This window comes from Sphingomonas radiodurans (assembly GCF_020866845.1).
In the GTDB taxonomy this organism is placed as follows: domain Bacteria; phylum Pseudomonadota; class Alphaproteobacteria; order Sphingomonadales; family Sphingomonadaceae; genus Sphingomonas; species Sphingomonas radiodurans.
This window is the reverse complement of the sequence record NZ_CP086594.1, coordinates 392,824-409,709: the sequence shown is the minus strand read 5'-3', so window position 1 is coordinate 409,709 and position 16,886 is coordinate 392,824. Positions and strand designations below refer to the sequence as shown.

Annotated in this window: 23 protein-coding genes; 9 read left to right on the top strand and 14 right to left on the bottom strand. The window is 66.1% G+C overall.

The window, feature by feature from the left end; genetic code table 11:
• Positions 1-18: 18 nt before the first annotated feature.
• The 8 genes from LLW23_RS01935 to hisB form a co-directional block, all read right to left on the bottom strand.
• A complete protein-coding gene (locus LLW23_RS01935; RefSeq protein WP_228947110.1) occupies positions 19-1,584 on the bottom strand; it encodes an amino acid permease in 1,566 nt (521 codons plus the stop codon).
• Between the two features lie 218 nt (positions 1,585-1,802).
• Complete coding sequence (locus LLW23_RS01930) at positions 1,803-2,195, bottom strand: histidine triad nucleotide-binding protein (protein WP_228947109.1); 393 nt, start codon at positions 2,193-2,195, stop codon at positions 1,803-1,805.
• Positions 2,196-2,202: 7 nt separating this feature from the next.
• The gene (locus LLW23_RS01925) at positions 2,203-2,541 is read right to left on the bottom strand and encodes a phosphoribosyl-ATP diphosphatase (protein ID WP_228947108.1); all 339 of its coding nucleotides are present in this window, start codon (positions 2,539-2,541) and stop codon (positions 2,203-2,205) included.
• Between the two features lie 43 nt (positions 2,542-2,584).
• Entirely contained in the window at positions 2,585-2,755 is a 171-nt protein-coding gene (locus tag LLW23_RS01920; protein ID WP_228948644.1) for a hypothetical protein, read from the bottom strand.
• Positions 2,756-2,799: 44 nt separating this feature from the next.
• Positions 2,800-3,561, bottom strand: coding sequence for an imidazole glycerol phosphate synthase subunit HisF (gene hisF / locus LLW23_RS01915; protein WP_228947107.1), 762 nt, complete (start codon positions 3,559-3,561; stop codon positions 2,800-2,802).
• Positions 3,558-4,292, bottom strand: coding sequence for a 1-(5-phosphoribosyl)-5-[(5-phosphoribosylamino)methylideneamino]imidazole-4-carboxamide isomerase (gene hisA / locus LLW23_RS01910; protein WP_228947106.1), 735 nt, complete (start codon positions 4,290-4,292; stop codon positions 3,558-3,560). Before hisA ends, hisF begins: the two co-directional genes overlap by 4 nt.
• Complete coding sequence (gene hisH, locus LLW23_RS01905; RefSeq protein ID WP_228947105.1) at positions 4,289-4,894, bottom strand: imidazole glycerol phosphate synthase subunit HisH; 606 nt, start codon at positions 4,892-4,894, stop codon at positions 4,289-4,291. The genes hisA and hisH overlap by 4 nt, the downstream gene beginning before the upstream one ends.
• Positions 4,891-5,478, bottom strand: coding sequence for an imidazoleglycerol-phosphate dehydratase HisB (gene hisB, locus LLW23_RS01900; RefSeq protein WP_228947104.1), 588 nt, complete (start codon positions 5,476-5,478; stop codon positions 4,891-4,893). The genes hisH and hisB overlap by 4 nt, the downstream gene beginning before the upstream one ends.
• 97 nt (positions 5,479-5,575) lie before the next feature.
• Here hisB and LLW23_RS01895 point away from each other — a divergent pair, with 97 nt between their 5' ends.
• The 4 genes from LLW23_RS01895 to gmk all read left to right on the top strand — a co-directional run bounded on the left by LLW23_RS01895 (position 5,576) and on the right by gmk (position 8,529).
• Positions 5,576-6,064: an SspB family protein gene (locus tag LLW23_RS01895; RefSeq protein WP_228947103.1), complete on the top strand. Its 489-nt coding sequence runs from the start codon at positions 5,576-5,578 to the stop codon at positions 6,062-6,064.
• Between the two features lie 126 nt (positions 6,065-6,190).
• Positions 6,191-7,573 carry a class II fumarate hydratase gene (fumC, locus tag LLW23_RS01890; RefSeq protein WP_228947102.1) on the top strand — a complete coding sequence of 461 codons (1,383 nt, stop codon included), beginning with the start codon at positions 6,191-6,193 and terminating at the stop codon, positions 7,571-7,573.
• Between the two features lie 44 nt (positions 7,574-7,617).
• A complete protein-coding gene (locus LLW23_RS01885) occupies positions 7,618-7,821 on the top strand; it encodes a hypothetical protein (protein WP_228947101.1) in 204 nt (67 codons plus the stop codon).
• Between the two features lie 54 nt (positions 7,822-7,875).
• Complete coding sequence (gene gmk, locus LLW23_RS01880; protein WP_228947100.1) at positions 7,876-8,529, top strand: guanylate kinase; 654 nt, start codon at positions 7,876-7,878, stop codon at positions 8,527-8,529.
• Between the two features lie 21 nt (positions 8,530-8,550).
• On the opposite strand, the gene LLW23_RS01875 is transcribed toward gmk, so the two are convergent.
• Complete coding sequence (locus LLW23_RS01875; RefSeq protein ID WP_228947099.1) at positions 8,551-9,234, bottom strand: ATP12 family chaperone protein; 684 nt, start codon at positions 9,232-9,234, stop codon at positions 8,551-8,553.
• Positions 9,231-9,443, bottom strand: a complete 213-nt coding sequence (locus LLW23_RS01870) for a hypothetical protein (RefSeq protein ID WP_228947098.1) — start codon at positions 9,441-9,443, stop codon at positions 9,231-9,233. Before LLW23_RS01870 ends, LLW23_RS01875 begins: the two co-directional genes overlap by 4 nt.
• A gap of 193 nt (positions 9,444-9,636) precedes the next feature.
• Between LLW23_RS01870 and LLW23_RS01865 the strand changes: the two genes are divergently transcribed.
• Positions 9,637-9,849, top strand: a complete 213-nt coding sequence (locus LLW23_RS01865) for a hypothetical protein (protein ID WP_228947097.1) — start codon at positions 9,637-9,639, stop codon at positions 9,847-9,849.
• 190 nt (positions 9,850-10,039) lie between these two features.
• On the opposite strand, the gene LLW23_RS01860 is transcribed toward LLW23_RS01865, so the two are convergent.
• Complete coding sequence (locus LLW23_RS01860; protein WP_228947096.1) at positions 10,040-11,128, bottom strand: RluA family pseudouridine synthase; 1,089 nt, start codon at positions 11,126-11,128, stop codon at positions 10,040-10,042.
• The gene (crcB, locus tag LLW23_RS01855) at positions 11,125-11,499 is read right to left on the bottom strand and encodes a fluoride efflux transporter CrcB (RefSeq protein ID WP_228947095.1); all 375 of its coding nucleotides are present in this window, start codon (positions 11,497-11,499) and stop codon (positions 11,125-11,127) included. Before crcB ends, LLW23_RS01860 begins: the two co-directional genes overlap by 4 nt.
• Before the next feature lie 323 nt (positions 11,500-11,822).
• On the opposite strand from crcB, the gene LLW23_RS01850 reads away from it, so the two are divergent.
• Positions 11,823-13,340, top strand: coding sequence for a KAP family P-loop NTPase fold protein (locus tag LLW23_RS01850; RefSeq protein ID WP_228947094.1), 1,518 nt, complete (start codon positions 11,823-11,825; stop codon positions 13,338-13,340).
• 81 nt (positions 13,341-13,421) lie between these two features.
• Here LLW23_RS01850 and LLW23_RS01845 read toward each other — a convergent pair whose 3' ends face one another.
• Positions 13,422-14,162: a hypothetical protein gene (locus LLW23_RS01845; RefSeq protein WP_228947093.1), complete on the bottom strand. Its 741-nt coding sequence runs from the start codon at positions 14,160-14,162 to the stop codon at positions 13,422-13,424.
• 117 nt (positions 14,163-14,279) lie between these two features.
• On the opposite strand from LLW23_RS01845, the gene LLW23_RS01840 reads away from it, so the two are divergent.
• Positions 14,280-14,501: a hypothetical protein gene (locus LLW23_RS01840; RefSeq protein WP_228947092.1), complete on the top strand. Its 222-nt coding sequence runs from the start codon at positions 14,280-14,282 to the stop codon at positions 14,499-14,501.
• A 29-nt stretch (positions 14,502-14,530) separates the two neighbouring features.
• Here LLW23_RS01840 and LLW23_RS01835 read toward each other — a convergent pair whose 3' ends face one another.
• A complete protein-coding gene (locus tag LLW23_RS01835; protein ID WP_228947091.1) occupies positions 14,531-15,511 on the bottom strand; it encodes an SPOR domain-containing protein in 981 nt (326 codons plus the stop codon).
• A gap of 170 nt (positions 15,512-15,681) precedes the next feature.
• On the opposite strand from LLW23_RS01835, the gene LLW23_RS01830 reads away from it, so the two are divergent.
• Entirely contained in the window at positions 15,682-16,398 is a 717-nt protein-coding gene (locus LLW23_RS01830) for a ParA family protein (protein ID WP_228947090.1), read from the top strand.
• Positions 16,395-16,886: a hypothetical protein gene (locus LLW23_RS01825; RefSeq protein ID WP_228947089.1), complete on the top strand. Its 492-nt coding sequence runs from the start codon at positions 16,395-16,397 to the stop codon at positions 16,884-16,886. The genes LLW23_RS01830 and LLW23_RS01825 overlap by 4 nt, the downstream gene beginning before the upstream one ends.

The following is a 16,886-nucleotide window of genomic DNA, read 5'->3' as shown; positions in this document are numbered from 1 at the left end:
GCTAGCGATGGCGTCGGCTTACGGCTGCGTGCCGACCGGCGCCGGCAGCTCGGTCATGTCGGGCAGATCATCCTGCTCGCGACCCAGCTGCAGGTTCGAGTGGCGGATGCCGTACGCGAAATACAGCACCACGCCGCCGAGCATATACCAGATGAAAAACTTCAGCACGTTCCACGGCACGGTCGTGATGAGATACGCGCACGAGAGGATGCCGAGGATCGGCAGCACCGGATACAGTGGCACCGAGAAGCCACGTGGCAGCTCGGGCGCGGCGCGGCGCAGGTAGATCACGGACAGGCAGACGATCGCGAATGCCGCAAGCGTGCCCACCGATGTCATGTCGCCCAGCACGTTGATGTCGAAGAACCCGGCCGCGACCGCGGTAATCACGCCGACCAGCAGCGTGTTGATCCACGGCGTCTTGAACTTCGGATGAACGGTCGCGAACACGCGCGGCAGCAGGCCGTCACGCGCCATCGTATAGAAGATGCGCGTCTGGCCGTACATCAGCACCAGCACCACCGAGGTGAGGCCGATGATCGCGCCGACCTTGATGAGCTTGGCGAGCCAGCCCCATTGCGGCCCGAAGCTGTCGACCACCACCGCGACCGGATCGGGAACGTTGAGCGAGCCATAAGGCACCAGCAGCGTCATGATCGCCGCGACGAGCATGTAGATGACGGTACAGACGACCAGCGACCCGATGATGCCGAACGGCATGTCCTTCTTCGGGTCCTTGGCTTCCTGCCCTGCAGTCGAAACGGCCTCGAAGCCGATATAGGCGAAGAACACGATCGAGGCGGCGCGCATGATGCCGTCGACGCCGTATTTGCCGTCGCCCTGGTTCTCAGGAATGAACGGCGTCCAATTCTTGGCGACGAGATCGCCCAGGTTCGACAGCACGATCAACCCGCCGACCGCGATGAACGCGACGAGCACGCTCACCTTGATCGCGACGATGATATTGTTGACCTTTGCCGATTCCGCCACGCCGCGCACCAGCAGTGCGGAAAGCGCGATGCAGATCAGGAACGCCGGCATGTTGAAGATCGTCGTCACTGGCTGGCCATCGACCACCACCTGCACGCCGTCGCGCATCAGCGGATAGCCCGCCGGCCCGGTGAACTGCGGCGGGATCTGCAGCCCAACGTCCGCGAGAAGGCTGACGACATAGCCGCCCCAGCCAACCGCAACCACCGATGCCGCCAGCCCATACTCCAGCAGCAGCAACGCTCCCATGATCCACGCCACGAACTCGCCGAGCGTTGTATAGCCATAGGTATAGGCCGACCCCGAAACGGGCAGGGTGGACGAAAGCTCGGCATAGCAGAGCCCCGCAAACGCGCAGACGATCCCCGCCACCACGAACGACAGCAGCACCGCCGGCCCGGCATGCAGCGCTGCCGCGCTGCCGGTCCGCACGAAGATGCCGGCGCCGATGATGCACCCGACACCAAGCAGCAGCAGGTTCCATTTGCCGAGCGTGCGCTTGAGTTCGCTCGTCGCCGTCTCGCGCTGAACCTGCGCGATCGACTTGCGCGCCATCATGCGCGAAAAAATCCCGCCAGCGGGTCGTGTCGCCATAAATCTCCCTCGGCCGCGTCCCCGGCGGCCCAAATGCTTATGCTCTAAAGCCTAGCGGGAGAACGGCGACGCGCAATCCCTCTGCGACGCCGCGTGCCGCAGTGCGACATTTCGGTGACTCAGCCCGTTCGTGCCGAGCGCAGTCGAGGCACCGTCTCGCCTCGTCATGTCCCTCGACTTCGCTCGGGACGAACGGGTTTTTCTATATCGGCGCGAGCTTACCGGCTGCTGTCGTTCACGATCAGCATCGGCCCCAGCGGCCGCCCGGCGAGAATATGGACGTGCAGGTGCGGCACTTCCTGATGGCTGTGCGGCCCGGCATTGGCGAGCAGCCGATACCCCGGCGTCACCAGCCCCGCCGCACGCGCGACATGCCCCACCGCACGAACGAACCCCGCGATCTCCGCGTCGCTCGCCTTCGCCGAAAAGTCGTCCCAGCTCACATACGGCCCCTTTGGGATCACCAGGATATGCGTCGGAGACCATGGCGCGATGTCGTGGAACGCCAGCGCGTGCTCGTCCTCGTACACCGTCTTCGACGGGATCTCGCCGCGCAGGATGCGCGCGAAGATGTTCTGATCGTCATAGGGCAGGGTGGCATCGACGGGCATGATGATCTCACTCGGGGCGGAAGGAGAGCGGACGGCCGGCCTTTTCATCGTGGCCGGACTGCCCCTCGCGGCGATCGAGTTCGCGGCGCACGTCGTCCAGGCTCAGCCCGGCGTCGGCGAGCAGCACGAGCAAGTGAAACATCAGGTCCGCGGCTTCGGGCACGATCTTCGTATCGTCGCCCGAGCACGCCGCGATCACCGTCTCGACCGCTTCCTCGCCCAGCTTCTGCGCGATCTTGTGACGGCCCTGGAAGAACAGGCTGGCGGTGTACGATCGCACCGCGGGCGTGTCCTTGCGCGCGCGGATCGTGGCTTCGAGGCGGTCCAGCGTGTCGGTTTCGGCCATGGTGGCGCGGTGCCGCGCGCCGGCCCCGGGGTCAACCTCGCGGTCAACCTTTTCGCGCGCGCCGCCGCAACGCACGCCGCGTCAGCCAGACCGCGATCGCGGCGACGACGAACAGCGCAAAGTCCGACAGTTCCGGGCCTGTGCGCGCCGTCGCGACGCCCGAATGGCCATTGTCCGCCAGCGCGGGCAGGGCGAGGAAGAGGAGCGCGAACAACCACATGATGCTGCGGCCAGCCCTAGCGCATGGCTGGTAAAGGATCAGTGAGCCCGCACCGGCACGCCCGCCGCCGCAAGCGCCGCATGCGCCTCCGCAATCGTCGCCTCGCCGAAATGGAAGATCGATGCCGCCAGCACCGCCGAGGCATGCCCCTGCGTCACCCCCGCGACGAGATGATCGAGCGTGCCCACGCCCCCCGACGCCACCACCGGCACACTGGTGCGATCCGCGATCGCGCGCACCAGTGCCAGGTCATAGCCGTCGCGCGTCCCGTCGCGATCCATCGACGTCAGCAGGATCTCGCCCGCGCCAAGCTCCGCCAGCCGCAGCGCATGCTCGACGGCGTCGAGCCCGGTCGCGCGCCGGCCGCCATGCGTGAACACTTCCCAGCCATCGCCCACGCGCCGCGCATCGACGCTCGCGACGCAGCATTGTCTCCCGAACCGCTCGGCGATATCCGCGACGACCTCGGGCCGCGCGACCGCCGCCGAATTGACCGCCACCTTGTCCGCCCCCGCCAGCAGCAACGCGCGCGCATCCTCCGCCGATCGCACCCCGCCACCGACCGTCAGCGGCATGAAACACACCGCCGCCGTCCGCCGCACGACATCGAGGATCGTCTCGCGGCCCTCATGGCTAGCGCCGATATCAAGAAAGCAAAGCTCATCCGCCCCCGCGGCATCATAGGCCCGCGCCTGCTCGACCGGATCGCCCGCATCGACCAGATCGACGAAGTTGACCCCCTTCACGACGCGCCCGTTCGCCACGTCGAGGCAGGGGATCACACGCGCCCGAACCGTCACGCCGCGGCCGCCACGTTCAACGCCGCTGCCAAATCGAGCCGCCCGTCATACAGCGCGCGGCCCGTGATTACCCCCTCGATCCCGTCGCGCGCATGCAGCGCCAGCACGTGGATCTCGGCAATGCCCTTCACCCCGCCGCTCGCGATCACCGGGATTGAGACGGCACGCGCCAGATCCACCGTCGCCTCGACGTTGCAGCCCTTCAGCATCCCGTCGCGCCCCACGTCGGTGAACAGCAGCGCCGCGACCCCGGCATCCTCGAACCGCCGCGCGAGATCGACCGCGCTGGTCGTCGACACATCGGCCCAGCCCTTGGTCGCCACCATCCCGTCACGCGCATCGACCGCAACCACGATCCCGCCCGGAAACGCCGCCGCCATGTCGCGCACGAACTGCGGGTTCTCGAGCGCCGCGGTGCCGATCACGACCCGCGAGACGCCAGCTTCGAACCAGCCATCCACGCTCGCCGGCGTCCGGATGCCGCCACCAAGCTGAACATGCCCCGGAAAGCGGTCGACGATCGCCCGCACCGCATCGCCGTTGCGGCTCTCGCCGGCGAACGCGCCATCCAGGTCGACCACATGCAGATGCCCGGCGCCCGCCTCGGCGAATAGCATCGCCTGCGCTGCTGGATCGTCGCCATAGACCGTCGCGCGATCCATATCGCCCTCGGCAAGCCGAACGACTTGCCCGGCCTTCAGGTCGATCGCGGGAAATACGATGAGGCTCACGGCCGCCACTCCAGAAAGCGTGCAAGAAGATCGAGGCCATAGCGCTGGCTCTTCTCGGGATGGAATTGCACGCCGACGATCGTGTCGCGCCCGATCGCCGCGGTCACGGGGCCGGCATGATCGGTCCGCGCAATTACGCCTTCACCTTCGAAGGCATAGCTGTGCAGGAAATACGCCTCGCCCGGCACGACGAGCGGATGCTCGCCCACCGGCGTCACGTCGTTCCACCCCATGTGCGGCACCTTGGCATCCGTGCCCGCCGGATCGATCCGCCGCACAATTCCCGCAATCCAGCCAAGCCCCTCATACTGCCCAAGTTCCTCGCCGCGGTCGGCAAGCAATTGCATTCCCACGCAAATGCCGAGAAACGGCGCCGCCTCGTCGAGCACACGCCGCCGCAATGCCGCCTCCAGCCCATCCACCGCACGCAAATTCGCCGCGCACGCCCCGAACGCCCCGACGCCGGGCAGGACGATCCGATCGGCCTTCGCGATCACGTCCGGATCCGCGGTGATCACCACGTCGCTCGCGCCTGCCGCGCGCAAGGCATTCTCGACCGAGTGGAGGTTGCCCGACTGGATATCGACCAGCGCCAGCGTCACAGCACCCCCTTGGTCGACGGGATCGCGTCCGCCTTGCGCGGATCGATCTCCACCGCGGTGCGCAGCGCGCGCGCCAGGCCCTTGAAGGCGCTTTCGGCGATGTGATGGTTGTTCTCGCCGTGCAGCGTCTCGACGTGCAGCGTGATCCCGGCCGCCTGCGCGAAGCTGTGGAACCAGTGCTTGAATAGCTCGGTGTCCATCTCGCCCAGCTTCTTCTGCGTGAACTCGGTGTCCCACACCAGCCACGGCCGGCCCGAGATGTCGAGCGCAACCCGCGTCAGCGTCTCGTCCATCGGCGACAGCGCGTCGCCATAGCGGCGGATGCCGCGCTTGTCGCCGAGCGCCGTGGCGATCGCCTCGCCGATCGCGATGCCGGTGTCCTCGACGGTATGATGCTGGTCGATGTGCAGATCGCCCTTCGTCTCCACGTCGAGGTCGATCAGCGAGTGCCGCGACAGTTGCTCGAGCATGTGATCGAAGAAGCCGACACCGGTCGACACGCGGTAGATGCCGGTGCCGTCGAGGTTGACGGTAACGGCAATCGTGGTTTCGCTGGTGTCGCGGCGGATGGTGGCAGTGCGCATGGCCGCGCACATAGCGGAGCGAGCACGCCATGCAATCTTGACCAAGCGCCGCGGTCCGTTCTTGACCGCACGCGGCGGTCCGTTAGGCATGGCCCCAATGGACGATCAATCACAAGACAGCCTGATTCCGTACGACGAGATCGTGCAGGAGGCGCTGCGCGCCGTCGTCGGCCGCGTGCTCGGCTCGGTCGCCGAAGGCGGCGGGCTGCCCGGCGAGCATCATTTCTACATCACCTTCAAGACGCAAGGCGCCGGCGTCGACATCCCCAAACGGCTGATCGAGCGCTTCCCCGATGAAATGACGATCGTGCTGCAGAACCGCTACTGGGATCTGACGGTGGACGACACGCGTTTTTCGGTCGGCCTCAGCTTCAATCAGGTGCCCTCGAAGCTCGTCATTCCCTATTCGGCAATCACTGGTTTCCACGATCCGTCGGTGAATTTCGAGCTGCGCTTCCAGGCGCAGGAAGGCCCCGGCGACGGCCCCGGCCCGCACGACCCGGCCGAAAACGACGGCTCACCGGTAACGGCGCCAGCCGACGACGGCTCGAACGTGGTCAGCGTGGATTTCAAGCGCAAGAAATAGGGAGCGGGCGGCGTAGCGTCGTTACGCAGCGGCCTCGTCGGCGGCGCGAACCGCCGCCCGGCGCGGCTCCGCCGCGCACGACTTCATGGGATTTAATCCCCTGACAGCCATCCCCATGTCTGCCGCATGACACGCACCGAAACCGACTCGCTCGGCCCGATCGACGTCCCCGCCAACGCCTATTGGGGCGCCCAAACGCAGCGTTCGATCGAGAACTTCCCGTTCCCGTCCACCGAGCGGATGCCGCTCGCGATTGTCCACGCGCTCGCGCTGGTTAAGCAGGCCGCCGCCCGCGTGAACCGCAAGCACGGGCTCGATGCGGAAAAGGCGCAGGCGATCGAGGCAGCCGCCGCGGAAGTCGTCGCCGGCGCGCTCGACGATCAGTTCCCGCTGGTCATCTGGCAAACCGGCAGCGGCACGCAAAGCAACATGAACGCCAACGAAGTGATCGCCGGCCGCGCCAACGAACTGCTCACCGGCACCCGCGGCGGCAAGGCGCCGGTCCACCCCAACGACGACGTCAACCGCAGCCAGTCCTCGAACGATAGCTTCCCCACCGCGCTTCACGTCGCCGCTGCGCGCGGCGTGGCGGATCGCCTCCAGCCGGCACTCGCGCGGCTGCTGGACGCGGTCGCCGCGAAGGCGACCGCGTGGAAGCACATCGTAAAGATCGGCCGCACGCACTTGCAGGACGCGACCCCCATGACGCTCGGGCAGGAATTCTCGGGCTATGCACGTCAGCTCGAAACCGCCGGTTCCAGGATTGGGCAGGCGCACATGGAAGTGCTGGCGCTCGCGCAAGGCGGCACCGCCGTCGGCACCGGCCTCAACGCGCCCGCAAAGTTCGATCGCGACATGGCGGTCGAGCTTTCCGCGCTGACCGGCCTGCGCTTCGTTCCCGCCGACAACAAGTTCGAGGCGCTGGCGAGCAACGACGCGCTCGTCCACCTTTCCAGCACGCTCGCCACGCTCGCCGTCGCGCTCACCAAGATCGCGAACGACATCCGCCTGCTCGGCTCGGGTCCGCGCTGCGGGATCGGCGAACTGATCCTGCCCGCCAACGAGCCCGGCAGCTCGATCATGCCCGGCAAGGTCAACCCGACTCAAGTCGAGATGCTGACGATGGTCGCCGCCCAAGTGATCGGCAATCATGCCGCGATCACCGTCGGCGGGATGCAGGGCCACCTCGAACTCAACGTCTTCAAGCCGATGATCGGCGCCGCGGTGCTGCGCTCGATCGACCTGCTGGCGGTCGGCATGACGAGCTTCGCCGAGCGCTGCATCGATGGCCTCGAAGCCGACGAGCGCCGCATCGCCGAACTGCTCGATCGCTCACTGATGCTCGTCACCGCGCTCGCGCCCGAAATCGGCTACGACAATGCCGCCAAGATCGCCAAGCACGCGCATGAACAGGGCCTCACCTTGCGCGAGGCCGGGCTTGCGCTCGGGCTGGTCGATGGCGAAACATTCGATCGCGTCGTGCGGCCCGAGGCGATGCTCGGAACCTGATCTGTTACAGCTTTGTTGAACAGCAAACGAACGAAAGGAATATCATGCTCCGGAGCATCATCGGCGGGCTTGTTGGCAAGCAACTCAATCAGCGCGGCGGCCGTGGCGGCCTGAAGGGCGCAGCGATCGGCATGCTCGCCGCGCGCGCCGTCACGCGCACGGGTCCGCTCGGCCTGGTGCTCGGCGGCGGTTACCTCGCGAAGAAGATGTACGATCGCCGCAAGATGACCAAGCGCCGTCCGCTCTGACGCTACGCCAAACACGACCTTGACGCTCACGCCATGCGCGCGCCACTAGCGCGCATGGCCGCATCCCCCCCCACCGACCCGCACGGCTTCCACCGGCGCGGGTTGTTGTTCGTCCTGTCGTCGCCGTCAGGGGCGGGCAAATCGACCATCGCCAAGAAGCTGCTCGCGGCCGACGACGGGCTGTCGATGTCGGTATCCTACACCACCCGCCCGATCCGCCCGGGCGAGGAGGACGGCAAGGATTATCATTTCGTCTCGCTCGATCGCTTCCGCGAGATGGTTGCCGACCACGGCTTCCTCGAATGGGCGCACGTCTTCGACAATCGCTACGGCACCCCAAAGGCGGACGTCTTTCACACGCTGAGCGAAGGCCATGACATCCTGTTCGACATCGACTGGCAGGGCGCGCAGCAGCTCCACCAGCTCGCTGGCGGTGACGTGGTCCGCGTGTTCATCCTGCCGCCGTCGATGGCGATCCTGCGCGACCGGCTGGAAAAGCGCGCCACCGACAGCCAGGAAGTGATCGACGCGCGCATGGCGCGCGCCGCAAACGAGGTAAGCCATTGGGACGGCTACGATTACGTCCTGGTCAACGACGATCTCGATCGCTGTTTCGAGGACGTCCGCAAGATCCTGGCCGCCGAGCGCCTTAAGCGGTCTCGGCAGACCGGGATCATCGGCTTCATCCGCAGCCTGTTGAAGAACTGACCGCCAGCGCCGGCAAGCGTATCAGCCGAGTAGCCGAAGAAACCGGACGGCGGCGTCATATTCGCGGCGCCGGGCATCGCGCGCCGCCGCGGCCAGCGCATCCTCGCCCCACCGCTCCACCTGCCAGGTCTCGTCGACCGTCGCCGCAGTCCACAAGCCCTCGGCGTCGATCGCGCCCTCGACCAGCGCGAGCGTCCCCACCAGCGTCCCCGTGATCGTCACGATCGGCTGCAGCGCGACCAGCGCGAACGGCGGGCGGCTCGCCACCGCTTCGCTCAGCCGCGCGACGGTGGCCGGTGGCTGCGCCCGGTGCATGATCCCGCCGACGCAGGCGAAATGCACGTCGTACCGTACCCGCGCCCAGTCGAGCAGCGGATCCCACGCCGCCGCCTCGCGCGCCACCAGCTCCGCCGGCGCCTCCGCCCGATAACAGAGCAGGTCGCTCTCGGCGTAGCTCGCCAAGCCCGCGGCAAACAGACCAGGATCAGGCGCAACGCGATCGATCGCCGCATTGGCGAGCCCCGTCAGCGGCATCGCACGCGGATCGATCGTCTCGCCCACCGCGCGCCATTCGTCGGCTACCGCCGTCGCCAAGGCATCGGTCGGCAGAGCGAGCGGCGTCCGCCCCGGCGTGCGCACCGGCCGCGCGTCCAGCCGCACCACGCGATCGGCATCGACGCTCACGTCCGTCCAGAAACGCTTCATTCGATCGGGCTCCGCCAGCGCCGCGCGAGGGCAGGGGGCACCGTCGCCATCGTCCACAGCGCGACGAGCACGATCGCCGCGCCCAGCACCTTGCGCCCCGTCTCCTCGCCATTCGCGAGCAGCATCACCCCCAGCACCGCCACGGATGCCGCCACGAGGCGGACGAGCACCAGCACGAGCCAGCGCGAACGGGCAGGATCGGTCGCCATCGCCAGCGATATGGCGGCTAACCTCGCGTCTTTCCACCCACCACTGGCCCGCGACCAATCGAAGCCGAAACGGGACCAACCGGCCGCCAACCCCTTGGTAACCAATCTTCGATATGATCTATTCAGCACATAGAGAGAGCAGCCCGGGGGGGCAGGCTTCAGGAACCGATCGGCAAAGAGAGGCGCGGCGACGATGGTCGGCACGGCAATGTTCTTTTACGGGTTGTTGTTGAGCTTCATCTTCTCGGGCGCCTCGCGCAACGCGAAACTTCACCGCCCGAACCCGCCGATGATGCAATATCTCGGCTACGTCCTCTGCGGCCTCACCGCCGGCGTCTCGGTCATCCTGATCGCGCATGCCGTCGGCGACACGCTCGGCACGCCGCTGCTGCCACTGACGATTTGACCGCAACGCTCGAAGCGCGATGGCGACAGCCTAACCCGCCCATCCCGTCATTCCCGCGAATTCTCCCGTCATTCCCGCGAAGGCGGGAATCCATATTCCAATACAGCGGTTATGGATTTCCGCCTTCGCGGGAATGACAATGGAGGCTCGAGCTTCTACCTGAAGTCGCCACACTCCAGCCGCAGCAACGCTACTCCCGCGTCCCGCGCCCACGCCGCTCGCCACGCCGCGCCTTGCGCACCTGCTTGGCATGCGCGCGCCCCGCCGCCTTGCGATCCTCGCGCGTCGGCTCGGGCTTCGTATCGAGCGGCATCATGTCGCCCAACGGCTCCTCGAACCCTAACAACGCCAGGCTTTCCCTGAAATGCGTCGGAATCTCGGCGGTGACGTCGATCTCACCCCCATCCGGGTGATCGACGCGGATGCGGCGCGCGTGGAGGTGCATCTTGCGGCTGATCCCGCCGGTCAGGAACGCCGCCGGCCCGCCATACTTCCCGTCGCCCACGATCGGATGCCCGATCGCCGCCATATGGACGCGCAACTGGTGCGTCCGCCCCGTGAACGGCTGCAGCTCGACCCACGCCGCGCGATTGCCCGCACGCTCGATCACGCGATAGCGGCTGCGCGAGGGCATGCCGCCCTCCTCGTCCACGTGCATCTTCTCGCCGCCAGTGCCCGGCTGCTTGTTGAGCGGCAGGTCGACCGTCCCGTCCTCGATCGACGGCGCGCCGACCACCAGCGCCCAATACACCTTCTTCGCCGACCGGCTCGAAAACGCCTTGGAAAAGAACGCCGCCGCCCGCACCGATCGCGCGACGAGCAATGCGCCCGACGTATCCTTGTCGAGCCGATGGACCAGCTTGGGCCGCCCCTCCGCCTCGAACTGCAGCGCGTCGAGCAGCCCATCGACATGCTGCGTCGTTTTGGTGCCGCCCTGCGTCGCAAGCCCAGGGGGCTTGTTGAGCACAAATGCCCCGGTGTCCTGGTGGATCACCATCTCGCGCGCGAACGCCATTTCGTCCTCGCTCAGCGGCGGCCGCTCGCGCTTCGGCTTGGGATCATCGCGCGGCGCTTCCTCGGGCGGCAGCCGCAGCACCTGTCCTGCCGCGATCCGATCGCCCGGGCCGACGCGCGCGCCATCCAGCCGGATCTGCCCGGTCCGTGCCCATTTCGCGACCGTCGTGAAGCTCGTGTCAGCCAGATGCCGCTTGCACCAGCGATCGACGCGAATGCCATCATCGTCGAGCGCGACGGTGAACTGCCGTACTGGCTCGCTCATGCCATCGCTCGCGTCAGGCTGAGCCCCAGCGCCAGCGCCGCGATCGACCCCAGCACCGACAGCACGACATATAGCAGCATCGCGCCCAGCTCGCCGCGCTCGATCATCAGCACCGCGTCGAGCGAGAACGCCGAAAACGTGGTGAACCCGCCAAGCACGCCCACGCCCAGCAGCAACCGCCAGAACTCGCCACTCGCCGTCCGCAGCAGCACCCCCGCGAGCACGCCCATCGCGAGCCCGCCGATCAGATTGACGGTCAGCGTGCCCCACGGCCACCCCGGCCCGAAGCTGGCGAGCATGGCGCGCCCGACCAGATGGCGCAGCCCGGCACCAACGGCGCCGCCGGCCATCACGAGAAACAAAGCATTCATAGCCCGCGCCCTACGATCCGCGCGCGTTCGCAGCAAGCGATGCGCGAGGCCGCCGACGTGGACGCCAGTTCTCCTCCTAGCCTCAATCCGTGACGTGTAGGGAGGGCGTGATATCTGAATACACGCGAGCTTTTCTTAGAAGCCTCGTCACCCCGGCCATGCGCGGGCAGCGTATCGCGAATTGCGGCGACCTAGAAGAGGTCATTTTACATGCTCTTGGCGGACGGTCGAGCTCCCTGTCGGGAGGGCTGTCGTGCCTTCCGTGTTGTGGTTACAGCTTTGACTATCAGGTCGCGAAACGACCGTTTCGGGAGCGCAGGGCGGTGGCCAACAATCCAAGCGATATCTGGAAGGGCGACCGCCTAGGGCGTCATGGTGAAGCGGTGATGCTCGAACGCTTCCTAACGTCCGAGGCAGCTGCCTTGGCCAGCTTAGACCGCAAGGAAGCCTACGTGCTCGCTCTGGACGCGCCTTACGGCGAGGGGAAGAGCTGGTTCCTCAAGCGCTTTCGCGAACACCTCGCCCTAAATCACCCGGTCGCGTTCTATGACGCTTGGGTGGATGACGGGAACCACGAACCGCTGGTGGGCATCATGGCCGCGTTAGAAGTGGCCCTGAAAGACTTTTTAAGAACGAAGGCCCTGCGTACTCGATTTAGCGCGATGACCAGGGCAGCCCTTCCAATCCTCGGAAAAGCACTGCTCGGCGCGGGAACCAAGGCGGTCGGCAAGTATGTCGGCGAAACCATTTTTGACGATGCCGCGGCGACAGTAACCGAGAAAGCAAAGGGGACAAAGAAAGAGGATGATGACAATAGCCCGCTTGTCACCGGTTTAGATAAGCTAGGTGAGGGCGTTAGCGAGATTGTCGACGGGGCGGGAAAGGCGCTCCTAGAGCAGTATCGTAAGCGAGCCGCGAGCCGAGAGGCTTTTAAGGCCAACTTGCTTGCGATCGCGGAAGGCTTTGAAACGGACGACGATCCGCGGGTGTCGCCAATTTATATTATCGTAGACGAACTTGATCGCTGCCGACCTAGTTTTGCAATTCAGCTACTAGAAGAGATAAAGCACCTTTTTGACGTTCCCGGGGTCGTGTTCGTGATTGCGCTGCACAGCGGACAACTGACTCATAGCATCAAGGCAATCTACGGTGAGGGCTTTGAAAGCGATGATTATCTCCGTCGTTTTTTCAGTCGATCTTATACCCTGCGCCGCCCCTCGATCAAAGAACTGGTCATCAGTCATTTTGAGAGTATCGCTCCATGGAAAGCTAGCATGAACTACCCACCGTCACTGGTGGATGGAGCACCGAAGCATTTGAGTGTGCCTGAAATTGCGGGAGAACTGCTGTCTGCTTGGGACGTAACTCCACGGGAAGCGATTGCTATAATGGATGCGTTTCGGGTTTTTGTTCATACATGGGAGGATAACCAAACGCCAATCGAGTTGCCACTCCTACTTGGCTTGCTCATCAAACTTGTGCGTGGTGAGGAGTTATTCCCTGAACTAAAGCGTACGCGTGGTACGCAACCTAAATTTGTACTTCCCTCATCAAACCGAGACCGGGGATGGGACACGGCTGCCGCTAACGAACTGTTCATCATGTACCAAGTGGGAATGAACAACACTCTTCCGAACCGATTACAGCATTTTGGTGATGGCGGAGTGGAGGGCTACGGTAAAGGCACGTTGATGCGCGAGTTCGCTGTAAAACATCACAACTCATACGAGAATAGTTCGCCGCCAGCGACTAGCTGGTCCACCTACCCGGACCGGCTCAGGATCGTAGGTCGTTTCGTCGCTTCCGACGGTTTAAACGACGGCATAACACTTAATGGATAGAACTGCGCTTGTTCATGTTAAGCCCACAGCAGCGGCAATGCCGACGCCAATCGCACAACCCCACCCGAACCCCCCTATTCCTCACCCCCCATCAGCCATCAAATCCACGTCCGTCCCGCCGCCCTTGCGCGGGTTGAGCACCAGCAGGAATGCCGCGCCGCGCTTCGTGCCGCCCAGGATATGCTCGTTGCCCTCCGCCTGATGCTCGGCGCGATACCCCGCATCGCTGGTCCGCGTATAATACCAGTCGAGCAGCCGCTGCATCGGCGCCGCGCTGGTGAAACTCACGACGCGCAGCGCGCAGCCGTCGCGGTCCGCGCCCGCGGCCTCGGCGACGCGCGCGTCGGGATATAGCGGCACGCCCTGCGGCAGGCGGTTCGCCCAGTCGTTGGAATAAGCGACGTTCGCCGCGCATTGCGCCGAGGCGCCCTGGCTGGCGGCAAGCGCGCCCAGCGTCAGCGCGCGGCGCGCGGCGGCGCATTGCTTGCAGTCGCCCGACGCCGGCGGGGCAGGGCGCACCTCGTCCTTCACCGGCTTGCGCGCCGCATCGGCGATCCCCTCGGGCGGCACCGCGCCGGATTCGGGCTGCGCCGGCGGGCGCACCGTATCGGCATTGGCCTGCTGCACCAGCGCCGGATCGACCATGATCTGGTCCTTCAGCGCGCCTTGCAGCGCGGGATCGTTCGCGCTCGACGCGCCATTCACTTGCGCCAACGAATTATCGAGATCGGCCAGCGCCGCCTCTTCGTTCGGCGCCTTGCCGCAAGCCGCGACGATCAGCGCCAGCGTCAGGAAGGATGCGCGGCGAAACAGGCGATCCATGGTCAACCCCCGGTGTGATATTCGCCGCCACCCATGCCGCAGCACCGGTTAAGGAAGGGTGCGGCGCCGGCGTGTCTCACTCTTGCAATACACCGCGTTTATGGCCATCTTATTGCCATGCTGAACATCGTCTCGATCCTGATCGGTCTCGTCACGCTCGCGCTCGGGCTGGTCGCCTTCATCCCGTTGCTCGGGTGGATGAACTGGCTCGTCATCCCGATCGGGATCGTCGGTGCGGCGGTGGGCGCAATGTCCAGCTCGAACGCCGGGCGCAACCTGAACATCGTGCTGATCATCATCTTCACGCTGCGCCTGATGCTCGGCGGCGGGATCATCTGATCACCGCAGCCCAGCCCTGAGTCAAACGTTCAGGGCGCGACCACCACGCACGCGACGCCGGCCTTGCGGCACGCCGCCTGCGCCGCCGCCTTCGACGCGAACCCGCCCGCCTGCAGCCGAGTCACGCTGCCCGCCTTGGGATAGCTCGCGCTGCCCCCGGTGCGCGCGCCGACCTTCGCCCACAAGTCACGCGCATTGCTCTCGTCGCGAAACGCCCCAAGCTGGATCCGCCAACCACCGCCGCTGACCGTGGTCCGCGGTACGGGCGCAGCCGTCCCCGGGCGCGGCGCTGGCACCGGCGCTGCCGCGACCGGCCGTGGGGCAGGGGTCGGCCGAGCGGCAGGGCTTGGCCTCGCAACCGGCGGAACCTTGACCATGCCCGTCGGCGCGCCGGCGCCAGCCGTCCGCCCAGTCGGCGGTGCCGGCGGGGTGGCGACCGCCATCGCGCGCGCATCCGTCTCGTATTTACGTGCGAGCACCAGGCCCTTCTGCCGATCCGCCTCGGGGATATACTGGTCCATCTGCGCCAGCGTCTGCGAGGCTTGCGGCAGGCTCTGCTGCGACGATCGCGTCACCAGCGCATAGGCGCGTACCCAGTCCCTGGGCACGCCATCGGCGTTGAACAGCATCGTGCCCAATACGAGCTGCGTGCGCTTCTCGTCGCGCGCGACCGACTTTTCCAGCCACGGCAGCGCCTCGGCTTTCTTGCCGTCCTGGAACAGCGCGAGGCCGTAATTGTCGATCGCCTGCGCATGGCCCTGCACCGCCGCTTTGCGGAACCATTCGATCGCCATCGGCAGGTCGACCGGCACGCCGCGGCCCAGCTTATAGGCCTGGCCCAGGTTGAACTGCGCATCCGCGTCGCCGGCGGTGGCAAGCGGCCGCCACATCTCGACCGCGGTCTTATAGTCGCCGCGGCTCCACGCATCGACGCCCTGCTTCACGTCCGCCATTGCCGGCGCCGCCACCATGATCAGCCCGGCCAACCCACTAAGATACGCCTTGTTCATCCCACCACCCCAATGAAACGCAGGGCATCCATGCCCCAGAAGTTCTGTGTCGGCTAGCACGGTAATTGCCGCGTTAACCTGCCCGGTCTGTGCAGGTGAACGCGCTTAACCATTCTTTATCTCACATCATGGCATCACCCAATCGAACAGGTGGGAGTTCGACGGGGCACATGCGCGTTCTAGCGATGGCATCGCAGAAAGGTGGGTCGGGAAAGACCACACTGTCAGGTCACCTGGCGGTGCAGGCGCAGCGCGCCGGCGCTGGGCCGGTCGTGCTGATCGACATCGATCCGCAGGGCTCGCTCGCCGATTGGTGGAACGAGCGGTCGGATGATTATCCCGCCTTCGCGCAGACCAGCGTCGCGCGGCTCGCCGCCGATATCGAGATCCTGCGCCAGCAAGGCTTCAAGCTCGCGGTGATCGACACGCCGCCCGCGATCACCGTCGCGATCCAATATGTTATCCAGGTCGCCGAGCTGATCGTCATCCCCACGCGCCCCAGCCCGCACGATCTGCGCGCGGTCGGCGCCACGGTCGATCTGTGCGAGCGCGCCGGCAAGCCGCTGATCTTCGTCGTCAACGCCGCGACCCCCGGCGCGCGGATCACCAGCGATGCGGTGCTTGCCCTGTCGCATCACGGCACTGTCGCACCGACAATGATCCACCAGCGCACCGATCTCGCCGCCTCGATGATCGACGGCCGCACGGTGATGGAGATCGACCCCCAGGGCCGCTCCGCCGCCGAAATCACCGCGCTGTGGAGCTATATCTCCGACCGCCTCGAAAAGAATTTCCGCCGCACCATCTTCGCGGCGCCCGGCAAGCCGGGCTTCGCCGGTCCCCGCGTCGCAGCCGGCGGCTTCGGCCGGCGGGTGGTGTCCTCATGACGACCGCCAAGCCAATCGCTGCGCTCTCCGCCGGCCTGCTCGCGCGCAAGGGCGAAGCGCGCCCTGCGATGCGCCGCCAGGGCTTCGGCAGCCTCGTCGGGCTCAGCGACGTCGAGGACGATCTCGGCTGGAACGATCTGGGCGATCCGACCCCCGAACCGCCGCTGCCGCCCGTGCTGCGTGAACGCGCCGCGCTGGCAGAGGAGATCGCCGCGCAAGCGCCAGTCCCCGTCTCGGTCGCCACCGCCGCACGGCTCCAGAGCAGCATGGTGCGCACCGGACGCGCCGCCTTCACGCTGCGGCTCGATCGCGAGCGCCATCTCAAGCTCAAGCTCGCGAGCGCCACCCGTGGCCGCTCCGCGCAATATCTCGTCACCGCGGCGCTCGACGCCTTTCTCGATACCCTGCCCGAGGTGGAGGCGCTCGTCGCGCAGCTGCCTCCCCACCAAAACACTGCCCAGCCTATCTCTGGTCGTTCGAAGGATTGA